Source organism: Paenisporosarcina quisquiliarum, assembly GCF_027563315.1.
GTDB classification, from domain to species: domain Bacteria; phylum Bacillota; class Bacilli; order Bacillales_A; family Planococcaceae; genus Paenisporosarcina; species Paenisporosarcina quisquiliarum.
The window spans coordinates 78,478-91,984 of record NZ_JAMKBJ010000007.1 but is presented as its reverse complement, the minus strand read 5'-3'; the positions used below and the strand labels follow the sequence as shown (position 1 = coordinate 91,984).

Genomic DNA, 13,507 nt, shown 5'->3' with positions numbered 1-13,507 from the left:
TTGCTTGTCGATATACACAATCACGTCTTACCTGGGCTTGATGATGGTCCGGCTACCGAAATAGAAGCCATACGTCTTATAGAAAATGCAGTACAAAATGGAGTAACTCATATTGTAGCAACACCTCATCATCGTAATGGAGTGTTCATTCAAAATGTGGATGAAATTAAATATTCTATTCGCATACTGAATGAATTCTTACAACTGAAAGAAATTCCGATAACAATTTGTCCGGGTATGGAAATACATCTTCATGGGGAATTGATTGATGAGTTAGCTGACCAAGCATTGACGCTTGGGGACAGTCATAAATATGTATTAATCGAATTTCCAACACATCACATTCCTCAATTCACTGATTCCATTTTTTATGAGCTTCAGTTAAAAGGATATATCCCGATTATTGCGCATGCAGAAAAGAATGCGGAATTTCTTCGCGAACCCAAAAAGCTTTTTGATTTGGTTCAGCGAGGTGCTCTTGTACAAATAACGGCCGGCAGTGTTACAGGTTCAAACGGAAAAAATCTGCAACGATTTGTGATGAAGCTATGCCAGTCTCATATCGTTCATTTCATTGCTTCTGATGCACATAATATTTCTCAGCGTCCATTTTTAATTAAACAAGCATACCGCGTCATTCAACAAAAGATGGGTAAACAATTTGTCGACTATTTACAACTGAATGCGATTCATGTGGTAGAAGGTAAAGAATTCCAAACGCTCTTGCCGAAAACACTGAAGGGATAGGAATGTTATTAGTGAAATGAAAGAGAGTGAGGCTATGGTCAGGTGAATCGATTTCTACAGTGGAAAAATAAATTATTATTTAACCCATTTTTTAGAAGTTTATCTGTATTAATGGCAGGAACAGCTTTATCAAATTTATTAATTGTCTTAACAACTCCATTGTTAACTAGAATGTATACACCTGAAGAATTTGGTGTGTACTCTGTTTTTTTATCCCTCTTATTTACGGGAACCATTCTCGTTTCTTTAAGATATGAAATGGCAATCCCCCTTCCAGAAGATGATGACGATGCTTTTCATTTACTTGTTTTATCGATTGGCTTTGCATTTCTTATAAGTGGATTATTATTTGTACTCTTCTTTTTTGTTCCACTTGCTCAATACTTAAATGTCCCAACATTGGACGCCTACATGTGGATGCTGTCATTCAGTTTACTTGGTATCGGGCTGTTTCAGGGTTTCAACAGCTGGGCTTTGAGACAACAACAATACATGATGATATCCCGGGCGAAAATGACAATGAATTCGAGTCAAATAGCTGCTCAGCTTGGTCTAGGCTTATTCAATTTAGGCTTACTAGGATTACTGATTGGAGAAATCATTGGTAGAGTTGCTGGATCTCTTGATTACTTCCGATTAATTAATAAAACAAAGACAACAACTTTTAAAATAAAACCAAAATCGTTACTAAAGGTGTTAGTCGGTTATAAATCCTATCCCATTGTTTCCAGTTGGGCTGCATTGATTAATAGTTTAGGAAGCCAGATGCCTATATTTTATTTAGCTGCTCATTTTGATGCGAAAACGGCAGGCTGGTTTTTCCTTGCGCAAAAGATACTGACGATACCAGAGGGGTTAATCGGATTTTCGGCTTCTCAAGTATATTTGTCTCAAGCAGCAATAACTTCAAGAGATACACCTGAGAAATTCCGACAATTCTTTTGGGATACGGTGAAGAAAATGTTTTATATGGGGTTGGTCATTATAGGTCTAGTCGCTATATTTGCCCATCTTGCGATAAAACTTGTTTTCGGGGAACAGTGGATTCCAGCAGCAGAATTCATACAAATCTTAGCCGTTTTATATTTCATGAAAATCATTATTAATCCAATTTCTGCTAATTTTTATGTATTTAATGCTCTTGGAAAACAATTCATTAGCGAATTGATTCGATTTATATTAATTTGTCTTTCATTATTTTTGGCATTGGAATTTTTCATCAGCCCATCCGCTTCGTTGGTATGCATTAGTTTAATGAGTGCACTTGGGTATTTGATACACGGAATTTTTGCTTGGAGTACCATGAACGCTCCAAAGCAAGAGGAGATCATTCATGATTGAGCGTGTCCCTAAATGGTTTACATATTTATTGTTTTTTACGATGCTGACGAGTTCATTCGTTTTGATTGAGCCATCACCATATGATTTTTTAATGGTATTGGTTATTGGAGGAAGTTTGCTCTTATATCTTACGAGTTTTACACGAGATGTGTTTATTCCGCTCATTGTAATGTTATTGTTTTTAATATTTCAATTAACCTCTTTGCTCGCTGCCAGAGAACTTCAAGTGGGCGTTGCTTATTTAGCTATCACCATCTATTTAATGTTTTCCTGGTTTTCAATCGTAGGCATTGGTCAAAGATTAAAATCGTCTCTCTTAAAAGTCATTATGAATGGTTATTTAATTACGGCTGTCCTATCTGCAGTCATTGGAATTCTTGCTTATTTTCGTTATCTTCCCTATGACGATTTATTATTGATGTTCGGGAGAGCGAAAGCATTCTTTAAAGATCCCAATGTTTTTGGACCATTTTTAATCATGCCATCTCTGTATGCCATTAGTCTGTTTGAAAATGAAACCTCTTCAAAAATAAAGAAGACACTCTATGCATTTACCTTTTTGTTGCTGCTTACCGCTATTTTCGTTTGTTTTTCTCGAGCGGCATGGGGGAATTGGGTTATATCTTTCTTGGTATACCTTACATTAGCAAAAAAAGAACTTCTGAAAGAAAGAATAAAGACATTTATTAGCCTTGGCATCCTTTGTATACCGGTGTTGATATGGTTGGCAAACAGTCCATTTGTAAAGAGCTTATTCCAATCTCGATTGAGCTTGCAAAGATATGATGATTCGCGTTTTGCAACACAAAAGGAAGCAATCTTAACAGGCTTGAGAAATCCAATTGGTATCGGACCTGGACAATCAGAATATACTTTTCAGATTGCCCCGCACAGTTTGTATGCCCGAATTTTAACCGAAAATGGAATTCTGAGCGTTTTTCTTTTTGTCTTTCTCTTATCCATTAGCATTCACAAAGCCTATCAATCCTATAAGCGATCTAGTAATGAGACAGCCGCCTATTTCTCAATCATAGTTGCTTCTTTAATTGGTCTTACCTTCAATAGCGCTTTCATTGATACACTTCATTGGCGTCACTTTTGGTTAATTTTAGCCCTTGCATGGTGTGCACCAATAATAAGAGGAGATGACGGGTGAAAATTGTACAAGTGATTACTCGAATGGATACGATTGGTGGAGCCCAAGTACATGTTCGGGATTTGTCTAATCGCCTGGTAGCAGAAGGATATGAGGTGTCAATTATCTCTGGCGAAAGATTAAATTCATCTTTGGAGATTGATCAGAATATAACATATTTTCAAAGTCTGTCTCTTAAAAGGGCAGTGCACCCATATTATGATGTACGAGCCATCTTTGAAGTTCGACAGTTACTAAAAAGAACTAAGCCTGATTTAGTAGCCACTCATTCTTCTAAAGCGGGTTTAATTGGTCGAATCGCTGCTCGATCACTCGGAATTCCGACTGTTTTTACAGCACATGGATGGGCATTTACTGAAGGGATTTCATCTGAGAAGAGAATGGCTTATATCACAATTGAAAAAATGCTTGGAAAAATAACCGATCGTGTAATTACCGTTTCAAATTATGATCGAGAGTTGGCTATTTCCAATGGTGTATTACCAAGCCATAAAATTAAAACGATTCATAACGGAGTATTACCACTAAAAAGACTACCTACAGAAAATAAAAAGAATTCATTTATAAACATCCTAATGGTCGCCAGATTTGATGTTCCAAAAAGACAAATGGATTTAATTCAAGCATGTGAAAAAATTAAACATCTTCCTTGGCAACTATCATTCGTGGGGGAAGGAACTCAATTAACAGAGGCGCAACATTATGTTCAAATTCATCATTTACAAGAACGAGTTCTTTTCTACGGTGCAATGAAGTCAATTGAGTCCCCACTAAGAGATTCGCAAATTTTCGTTATGCTTTCCGATTATGAAGGCTTGCCATTAAGTATTCTAGAAGCCATGCAAGCGGGGTTGCCCATTATTGCATCAGACGTTGGGGGTGTAAAGGAATCAGTAATCGATAAGGAAAACGGTTTTTTAATACCCAAACAAAATCAAGAAATCCTTCTCGAAAGACTGACGGAATTATTAACGGATGCTTCATTAAGAGAAGTGATGGGAAAACGAAGCAAGGAATTGTTCGATGAACAGTTTACCTTTGAGAAAATGTATTTTCAAACTAAGAGAGTGTATCAAAATGTTGTAGACATCAAGAAGAAAAAGGAGAAGGATTGTTGAAAGTATTGATTACAGGTGGGGCAGGATTTATAGGATCTCATGTAGTGGATGAATGTATAGAACATAATTATGAAGTTGTTGTCGTAGACAATTTCAGCGCTGGAAATAGTAGAAATTTGCCCGAAGATTGTAAGGTCTATTGTGTAGATATAAATGAGGCGCACCTGAAAAATGTCTTTGAAGAAGAAAAACCTGATTATGTCATTCATTTGGCAGCACAAGCTTCAGTGATGAAGTCGTTTGAAGATCCCATTCAAGATGGACTCACGAATATTATAGGAACTTTAAAAGTTTTAGAGTATGCCAGACTCCACTGTGTCAAAAAAGTCGTCATCGCATCGTCCGCGGCTGTATATGGGAATCCACAAGTACTTCCTGTAGATGAAAAATTCCCGCTTAATCCTTTGTCGTTTTATTCTCTGTCCAAATGGTCAGGCGAACGTTACGCCCAATTATACGAAAGCTTATATGATTTGCCCTCTTGTATATTGCGTTTTTCAAATGTTTATGGACCACGCCAAAATGCACTAGGGGAAGCGGGAGTCGTTTCTATTTTTATTAATCAACTTCTGAATGCTGAAGAGATGGTGATTTATGGAGGACATCAAACACGTGATTTTATCTATGTGAAAGATGTAGCGCAAGCCTGCAGAACTGCCATGGAAAGTACAAAAACTGGCATTTTTAATATAAGCTCTTGTTCAGAAACAACAATTAATGAACTTTTTGCTATGACATCGTTATTAGCAGGTATTACCGCTGAACCTCAAAAATATCCTTTGCGACAGGGAGAGATTGAAAAAAGTTTTCTGGGGAACGAAAAAGCAATTAATGAACTGGGTTGGCAAGCAACTCATTCCTTAGAAGAAGGATTATCCGAAACGATTGTCACATATAATGCTAGCAAATAACTGGGGGTGAGCAATTTGAAACTCTACCATATTCGAAAACTAGATAACTTGTTGCCGTATAAAAAAAACTGGGATCACATTTTGGAAGTCAATCAAAACGATAACCCCTTTATCGAGTTTCAATGGGTGGAAAACTGGTGGAGATACATTGGGGTAAATCGAGCAATTGAATTCATCGTAGTCGAAAAAGATGAGAAAGTGATTGCATTTTTCCCTTTTCAAATCACTCGCAAATGGAAGACCACATTAATTGAGTTTATAGGACGTGGAGAAGCGAATTATATGGACTTTGTTGTCTATAACCATTTACGAGAAGAAGTAATTGAGTTTGTTTTTGATGAGTTAAAGCGTTCGATGCCAAAATGCATTTTTAACTTACATGGCTTATTATCAAGCAGTCCTTCTACAAATATACTGAGTCTTTATTTAGCAAAAAGAAATTGTGAACCCACAATCTTTTCAGTAGTTACTCCATTTATTAAGACGCAAGAGCTCAATCTTGAGGACTATTTGAAAAAAAGAAGAAAAATTCACGGGCTGGATCGAAGGGAAAAGAGACTTAAATATTTAGGTGAAGTAACACAAAAGACAAGTAGTCTTGATGAAATCGATTGTGTCTTCGCCCTGCATGACAAACGGTGGAAACAGAAAATGGATACGAGTCAATTTACGAGTGAAGAACATAAGAAATTTTATCGTGCATTGCTGAACATAAATGAAGGTCCGATGAACGCAAGAGTAGAAGGGTTGTATCTTGATAACCAGATGATTGCTTTTTCATACGAATTGAATTGCCGGGGACGTATGGTTGGATATGTAATTGGACACGATCCAGATTTTGATATATATGGACCCGGAACGATATTGGATAAAGAATTAATCGCCAATAGCCAAAAGAATTCAATAAGAATTTTTGATTTGAGCATTGGTTATGAACCTTATAAATTCGAATGGAATACAGGAGTAGATTATACGAATAACTTCATATTTTCATCGAACGAATGGCAAGCCCAAATGGTCTACCAACTTATTAGAGGCAAAGGCCATATTCATGCTGTTTTAAAAAAGAATTATAAAATCGTTTTATTTAAGCGGGAGTTTATCGGGCGAAAACTTTATTTTCTTCGAAATGCAACGTTTAAAGAATGGAGAAGAGCTATTTGGAGACTGTTAGGGAAAATCTACTTTCAAAAATCTGTTGATATTTATCAGCAAACTAATGGAAATGAAGTGGGGAGGGAATTTCAATCTCTCTTTTATCCAGAGGCTAGGAAAAGACACCATAACTTATCTCAATTAAATAAGTGGTTTTACAAAGGATTTAAGCCTTATGGTGATTCCACAATTTCGCTGTTTTGGATGCACCCTCGTGTCATTCGTGTAGATGAAGTCGATTATCTGCAACCATTGCCAAAGAACAGTGCCTTTATAGCAGAATGGCAAATTCATAACTTGTCGAGTATGTGTTCGTTCTTGAGACAAGAAAATAAAAATGTGCATGATATTTATGTATCGACATCAAAGAAAGATCCATTAGTTGAAAAGCACTTACAACAATTAGGGTTTACACATGTGAAAAGTGTAAAAAAGAAAAGTGTTTTTTCTAAATCTTCAACTCAAGTTTCTGCGTACTCTACACCCAGGGAGTGACCCGTATATTAAGCCTCATAAGAACAAGTTGGTATATAAAAATTGGTCAAGTTTATTATGCAACACAACCGCATGAGGAGAATTTGTCATCATCTATTATCAGCTATTCAAACGCTCTAATCCCGATCTCCAATTTATCTGAACACGAAACCTACCAAATTGATTTAAATTTGCCAGAAGAAATACTCTTTGGAAACCTAAAGAAGTCTAACCGAAGTCAAATTAAACAAGCTGCAGCAAAATCATTTACACACATTATTCAAACTGATCCCACAAATCAAGAATTACTACTCTTTCAGAAATTCTACAATCATTTTGCCAAAAACAAACACACCCATCGATGTAATGCTTTTCACTTGAAAACGTTGCAATTGTTACGCGACCAACATGCCCTCGTCTTAACGAAAATTTTGGGAGAAAAAGAGGAGACTTTGTGTTATCGCATTTACCTGACAGATCGTATAAGGGCATTGACCTTGTATTCTGCTTCACATTACAGAAAAAATAATTCTTCGGATCTAAAACGTCTTTACAGTTTGGCAAGTCGTTACTTACTATGGAAAAATATTTTATGGTTCAAAAAGAATGGACATGCAATTTATGATTTAGGAAGTTTGACAACTGATGAAAACATTCGTCAATTTAAAATGGGCTTTGGGGGCGAAATAGTGAAAGCATATTCCGGTTATGTTCCAAAAAATAGGATGGGAACGTTTATTTTATGGATACGTAAAGTGAAAATGAATTCTCGTTGGAAAAATCGATGACCAACTCGGGAGCATTGATTGTTTCACTGGACTTTGAGCTGAACTGGGGAGTACATGATGTGTTTTCGTTGGAACAGTACGGAGCTCAATTACTGGGGGCAAGAAAAGCAATTCCTCGAATGTTAGACCTGTTTAAGCAATATGATGTTCACGCAACCTGGGGAGTGGTTGGTTTATTATGTTTTGTTACGAAACAAGAGATGTTGGAACACTTGCCCGAAATAAAACCTTCCTATCTCAATTCTCATTTTTCCCCTTACGAAAAACTGGATATGGTAGGTGACGACGAATCAATGGATCCCTATCATTTTGGCGCATCGTTTCTTAGGGGAATTGCTGAAACGCCTCATCAAGAAATCGGGTCACACACTTTTTCACATTTTTACTGTCTCGAAGAAGGACAAACATCAGAACAATTTGAAGCGGATTTAATCGCTTGTAAGAACATTTTAGAAATGCGGCATGTTGATATGAAATCATTTATTTTCCCAAGAAATCAAACGGATCACCATTACTTGGAGATTTGTAAAAAACATGGAGTAATCAGTTACAGAGGAAACGAAAAAAACTGGGTGTATGAGGCATGTAATTATGGTCAACAACACCCACTCAAAAGGGCGACACGGTTAGTTGATCACTATATCAATTTGACTGGGCATCATACGTATAAGTTGGAAAAGAGTAGACAAGATCCTATAATTAACCTGCCAGCAAGTCGTTTTCTCCGACCTTATAGTAATAAAATGAAAATGTTGGAATCTTTCCGTTTAAATCGAATTAAAAATAGTCTTACCTATGCCGCCAAAAAAGGAGAGATTTATCATCTTTGGTGGCATCCGCATAACTTCGGTTTGAATTTGGATGAAAACATGCGGTTTTTAGAGAGTATATTCGAACATGTTGAAATATTAAAGAAGCGGTATTCGTTTGTGAGTTTAAATATGAAGGAAGCTGCACAAAAAATACAACTTGAGCATCTTTAGCCTGCCCACTACGATATAGTGGCAGGTTTTTTTGTTTTTAAAATGAACTTTTTCTAATGTTAAATGTCTAATATATAACAGAGGTCGAAAAGAGGGATATAGGTTGGGGGATTTGGAAATCGTAAAGCGAGCGATTGCAGGGGATGATGAGTCATTTCTGCTTGTCATGCAAGTTAATAAAGAAGGATTGTACCGCACAGCATTTGCTTTTTTAAGAAATGAACACGATGCGCTAGAAGCAATGCAGGAAGTAATCTATCGTGCTTATAAAAATATGCATAAAGTCAAAGAACCATCCTACGTTAAGACGTGGTTGACTCGTATCATGATGAATTATTGCCAGGATCAGTTAAAGAAAAAGAAACGTTTTACAATTAATGAGACTTTAAATGAAATTTCAATAGATGATGGAACGGTTCAACTCGAATTGCAGGAAGCCTTAAAAAAGCTATCTGAACAGGAACAACAATTAGTGTATATGAAATATTTTCAGGATACGAAGATTAAAGATATTGCAGTTATGGAAAATATCCCGGAGGGTACGGTCAAATCCCGTCTTCACAAAATCTTAAAAACGCTGCGCCAACATCTGACGGAGAAAGGGGAAATGGATCATGTATGAAAAAGAGGAAGAGAAGTTGGATGAACTTCGCCAACAGCTTGAACATGTGAATATACCTACAGAAATGGTAGATGGCGCAATTTTACAAGGATTTGAACGTGCAAAGCGTGAGAAAGTGAGAAAGAAAAAGAGAAGAATACGATATTTTGGAATGATTGCAGCTGCACTTTTACTGATAACTATGGCAACATCTATTCGAGTGTCCCCAGCTTTTGCGAATGCGGTATCAGCTATACCGGGCCTTGAGAAAATTGTTGCAATGATACACTATGATAAGGGCTTAACATCAGCTTTTGAAAATGACTATTTCCAAAAAATAAATGCTTCTCAAACCAAGGGAGATTTAACGCTGACTGTGGATGGTGTCATCCTGGACGAATCGGGAATCAATGTCTTTTACACCGTTAAGTCTGACGAAACAATTAAAAATGTGCGGGTTCAAAATGTGGAATTGAAAAATAACGAAATTAGTCAACCTAGTAGCAGTAGTTTTAGTGTAACTCATGATGATCAGTCAATTAAAGAGTTTAGCAATAAGATCGATTTTCATTTTCAAGAGCCAACGAAGTTTAGTGATTTATCATTTTCACTTTTAATGACTATTGATCAAGCAGGAACAGTAAATGAATTTACTATTCCATTTACTGTACCCGAAAATGTGAAACCAAGCCATAAGTTTGTGTTAAGTAAAGAAGTTGAAATTAAAAAACAAAAGTTCACGATTGAAGAAGTAACCATTCATCCGCTCCGAGTAGATGTACGAATTTCACTAAATCCGGAAAACTCAAAAAAAATCTTAAATTTTACAGATTTACGTTTAGAAGATGAAAATGGAGAGATTTGGGGTTCTAGAGGTGGAATTAGTGGAAGTGGAGTAGGAGAGTTAGAACAAACGATATACTTACAAAGCAATTATTTTGAACAACCAAAAAAACTATATTTACGCGTTAATAAGTTACAGGCAATTAATCAGGATGAAGCTATTGTAGTTGTAGATACAGAAAAGAACATCTTATTGAACAGCCCTCGTGATGGACGCTTACAATTGGGTGATACAAATAAAAAACAGGCGAATTTCTTCTTAACTCAGGCAGAAGAGCAAGATTACAGCTTTGATTTAACCAGTAAAATTCAAGATACCGAAGGGAAAATAATACATTCACCATCTTCCTCAATGAGGTATGATGCAGGAAAAATGGAAAGCTATTCATCCATTAATTTTGAAACAACCGATTACAAAAATCCTCTTCAATTTGAATTATCTGCATATCCAAATTACATTGAGGGTGATGTGAAGCTAGAATTAAAAAATCCAATTAAGTAAGTGCAAAAAAGGATGCCCACAAAAGTTGTGGCATCCTCTTTTTCTGATTATGAATGATGTTGATTCCAGTCCTCTTTTGTTATGGAAAACACAAAAGCATCGTGATTTTCCCCACCCTGATATAGGTAATTTCGCAGTAATCCTTCTTTTACAAACCCAGATTTCAGCAACAACTTCCACGAAGCTTCATTGTCGGGAAAGGTAACAGCACCAACTCGGGATAGCTCAAGTGTCTCAAAGCAATGTGACAATACTTTTTCAAGAGCTTCATTTACATACCCCTTACCCCAATAATCAGGATGCAAATCATAGCCAACTTCGCACTTTTTGCTCCATAGCTGAAGATTGTTCAAGCCAATTGTTCCAGCTAATTCTCCTGTTTCTTTGATTTGAATACCCCAACGTGCAGAACGTTTTTCCGAGTAGCCTTTATTCATATTCGCAATCATTTTCTCAGCTTGTTCCAATGTTGTGAGGGGGTCCATTCCATAATACCTGGTGACATCTTCACGAGAGAACTGATTGAACAGGTGGACAGCATGGGATTGATTTAAGTCGATTAATAATAGTCGTTCGGACTCTAGTACAGGAAATGACAACAGGAAAACCTCCATATTAGCTTTGAATTTCTTTTGCAAAATAAATAAAGTCTACCGGAATTCCTTCCAGATCAAACTCCCGCAGGAATGAAGTCACTTGACCGCGATGATACGACGCATGGTTGATAAATGTAAAGAACATTTCTTCACGTTTATTCGAAAATGGATCGCCTTTCAGATTGGTAAAATTCAAAGTTTCTTTCCACTGTTCCTCTGTAAGAGTCATGAAAAATTGTTCCATTTCTTCATGTAAATCTGCGAAAGCTTTCTTAGTTGATTCAACGGAACTGACATCGAATTGTTTCCATTCCGGTTTCTCAATACCAGTTAAACGCTTAAACCATAAGTAATCAACACTGATGACATGGGAGTAAGTTTCACTAATGGATGGAAAGGAGTTTTTCGCTTCTTTGTGATAGATCGATGCTTCTTGTGAACCGACATGATTCAATAATTTTTGTGTTGCCCATTTATGATAATGAAACATTGTGGACCATTCCATTTAAATTCCTCCTCTAAAAAATGTGAATATTCTCCATTTTAACACTTTATCAAGATAGTACACTACCACTGTATCTTGTTAGAATTTGGAAAATAGTAATTGCAGTTCATTATAGGCACACATATACTCGATGAAGAGGGGTGTTTATGATGATTAAATTGACAGGTGAGAATTTAAATTTAGAAGAAATGCGATCGATTTTATTTCAGAACGAAACAATAAATCTAGATTCAAATGCACTAACAAGAGTTCAAAAAAGCCGTGAAGCGGTTGAGCGAATCGTTCGTGAAGGGAAAACAGTTTATGGCATAAATACAGGATTCGGTAAGTTCAGTGATGTAAGCATTAATGAAGTAGATGTGCATGCACTACAACTTCATTTAATTCGCTCACATGCATGTGGAATTGGTGAACCATTTGAAGAACGGGTGTCCCGTGCAATGGTCGTATTGCGATTGAATGCTTTATTGAAAGGATTTTCTGGCATACGAGTTGAAGTATTAGAGCGCCTAGCTTATATGGTCAACCACTCCATTCATCCAGTTATTCCTTCCCAAGGATCCCTTGGAGCATCTGGTGATTTAGCGCCATTGTCTCATTTGGCACTTGTATTAGTTGGTGAAGGGTTTGTCTGGCACGAAGGGAAGCAAATTCCCGCTTATGAAGTATGGGGGAATAAAGGAATTGAACCACTTGTGTTAGAAGCGAAAGAAGGCTTAGCTCTAATCAATGGAACCCAAGCGATGACAGCTCAGGGTGTGGTGAACTGGCTGGAAGCGGAGACCTTAGCTTATCAAAGTGAGTGGATTGCTGCGATGACAATGGAAGCGCTTCATGGAATTACAGATGCGTTTCATCCAGCCGTTCATCAAGCGCGTGGCTATGTAGAACAAGTTGACGTTGCACGTAGAATGCTGAAGTGGTTGCAAGGCAGTCAACTCGTCACGACTCAAGGTGAAAAGCGTGTTCAGGATGCCTATTCACTTCGTTGCATTCCGCAAATTCACGGTGCCAGCTGGCAAGTACTTGGTTATGTGAAAGAGAAGCTAGAAATCGAAATGAACGCAGCAACTGATAACCCATTAATTTTTGAGGATGGGGAAGTCATCATTTCAGGAGGAAACTTCCACGGACAGCCAATTGCTTTTGCAATGGACTTTCTGAAATTGGCAGTGGCGGAGCTTGCGAATGTTTCGGAACGCCGAATCGAACGATTAGTTAATCCACAGTTAAACGAAGGGTTACCACCGTTCTTAAGTCCACAACCAGGACTTCAATCAGGTGCCATGATTTTGCAATATGCAGCGGCAAGTTTAGTATCTGAAAACAAGACTTTGGCTCATCCAGCTTCGGTTGATTCCATTCCATCTTCGGCCAATCAGGAAGACCATGTGAGTATGGGAACAATCGGTGCTCGTCACGCTGGAAATATGATTCAAAATGCACGACGCGTATTAGCTATTGAAGCTTTCTGTGCATTGCAAGGTTCGGAGTACAGAGGCAAAGACAAAATGTCTCCATTGTTGCAGGATAAGTGGAATGAATACAGAGCTTTCGTTCCATCTATGGATGAAGATCGGATATTCAGTACAGATATCGAGCGTATCAGTGTTCATATGAAAAATGAAACGGCGTCATCAATTTATACGAAAAAAGAGGCAGTATCGGTTCAGTAACGAGGGATACCTGACTTTTCAGACGTGAAGTGTTATTTTTCAGACGTGGTCCCACAAAAGTCAGACGTGAACGTCACTTTTTCAGACGTCCTCTGCAAAAAGTCAGACTGA

Annotated in this window: 13 protein-coding genes; 11 read left to right on the top strand and 2 right to left on the bottom strand. The window is 37.3% G+C overall.

Features of this window, described 5'->3' with window-relative positions; all coding sequences use genetic code 11:
* From M9R32_RS09795 to M9R32_RS09750, 10 genes are all read left to right on the top strand, one after another.
* Window positions 1–747: a tyrosine-protein phosphatase gene (locus tag M9R32_RS09795; RefSeq protein ID WP_269926565.1), complete on the top strand. Its 747-nt coding sequence runs from the start codon at window positions 1–3 to the stop codon at window positions 745–747.
* Window positions 748–789: 42 nt separating this feature from the next.
* On the top strand, window positions 790–2,088 hold the full coding sequence (locus M9R32_RS09790; protein WP_269926564.1) for a lipopolysaccharide biosynthesis protein: 1,299 nt from the start codon (window positions 790–792) through the stop codon (window positions 2,086–2,088).
* 61 nt (window positions 2,089–2,149) lie between these two features.
* Entirely contained in the window at window positions 2,150–3,244 is a 1,095-nt protein-coding gene (locus M9R32_RS09785; protein ID WP_269926563.1) for an O-antigen ligase family protein, read from the top strand.
* Complete coding sequence (locus M9R32_RS09780; RefSeq protein WP_269926562.1) at window positions 3,241–4,362, top strand: glycosyltransferase family 4 protein; 1,122 nt, start codon at window positions 3,241–3,243, stop codon at window positions 4,360–4,362. Before M9R32_RS09785 ends, M9R32_RS09780 begins: the two co-directional genes overlap by 4 nt.
* Window positions 4,359–5,273, top strand: a complete 915-nt coding sequence (locus M9R32_RS09775; protein WP_269926561.1) for an NAD-dependent epimerase/dehydratase family protein — start codon at window positions 4,359–4,361, stop codon at window positions 5,271–5,273. The genes M9R32_RS09780 and M9R32_RS09775 overlap by 4 nt, the downstream gene beginning before the upstream one ends.
* Window positions 5,274–5,288: 15 nt before the next feature.
* On the top strand, window positions 5,289–6,923 hold the full coding sequence (locus tag M9R32_RS09770; RefSeq protein WP_269926560.1) for a GNAT family N-acetyltransferase: 1,635 nt from the start codon (window positions 5,289–5,291) through the stop codon (window positions 6,921–6,923).
* 83 nt (window positions 6,924–7,006) lie between these two features.
* Window positions 7,007–7,690, top strand: a complete 684-nt coding sequence (locus M9R32_RS09765) for a hypothetical protein (protein ID WP_269926559.1) — start codon at window positions 7,007–7,009, stop codon at window positions 7,688–7,690.
* Window positions 7,687–8,673, top strand: coding sequence for a polysaccharide deacetylase family protein (locus M9R32_RS09760; RefSeq protein WP_269926558.1), 987 nt, complete (start codon window positions 7,687–7,689; stop codon window positions 8,671–8,673). The genes M9R32_RS09765 and M9R32_RS09760 overlap by 4 nt, the downstream gene beginning before the upstream one ends.
* Before the next feature lie 103 nt (window positions 8,674–8,776).
* The gene (locus M9R32_RS09755; RefSeq protein ID WP_269926557.1) at window positions 8,777–9,295 is read left to right on the top strand and encodes a sigma-70 family RNA polymerase sigma factor; all 519 of its coding nucleotides are present in this window, start codon (window positions 8,777–8,779) and stop codon (window positions 9,293–9,295) included.
* Complete coding sequence (locus tag M9R32_RS09750; protein ID WP_269926556.1) at window positions 9,288–10,619, top strand: DUF4179 domain-containing protein; 1,332 nt, start codon at window positions 9,288–9,290, stop codon at window positions 10,617–10,619. The genes M9R32_RS09755 and M9R32_RS09750 overlap by 8 nt, the downstream gene beginning before the upstream one ends.
* A 47-nt stretch (window positions 10,620–10,666) precedes the next feature.
* On the opposite strand, the gene M9R32_RS09745 is transcribed toward M9R32_RS09750, so the two are convergent.
* Entirely contained in the window at window positions 10,667–11,218 is a 552-nt protein-coding gene (locus tag M9R32_RS09745) for a GNAT family N-acetyltransferase (protein WP_269926555.1), read from the bottom strand.
* 16 nt (window positions 11,219–11,234) lie between these two features.
* Window positions 11,235–11,720: a DinB family protein gene (locus M9R32_RS09740; protein ID WP_269926554.1), complete on the bottom strand. Its 486-nt coding sequence runs from the start codon at window positions 11,718–11,720 to the stop codon at window positions 11,235–11,237.
* A gap of 149 nt (window positions 11,721–11,869) precedes the next feature.
* On the opposite strand from M9R32_RS09740, the gene hutH reads away from it, so the two are divergent.
* Entirely contained in the window at window positions 11,870–13,396 is a 1,527-nt protein-coding gene (gene hutH, locus M9R32_RS09735; protein WP_269926553.1) for a histidine ammonia-lyase, read from the top strand.
* Window positions 13,397–13,507 lie beyond the last annotated feature (111 nt).

Bases quoted from the DNA above. Each gene is read 5' to 3' on its own strand.
- M9R32_RS09740 (WP_269926554.1), bottom strand. From the start codon at position 11,720: ATGGAATGGTCCACAATGTTTCATTATCATAAATGGGCAACACAAAAA.
- M9R32_RS09760 (WP_269926558.1), top strand. From the start codon at position 7,687: ATGACCAACTCGGGAGCATTGATTGTTTCACTGGACTTTGAGCTGAAC.
- hutH (WP_269926553.1), top strand. From the start codon at position 11,870: ATGATTAAATTGACAGGTGAGAATTTAAATTTAGAAGAAATGCGATCG.
- M9R32_RS09750 (WP_269926556.1), top strand. From the start codon at position 9,288: ATGTATGAAAAAGAGGAAGAGAAGTTGGATGAACTTCGCCAACAGCTT.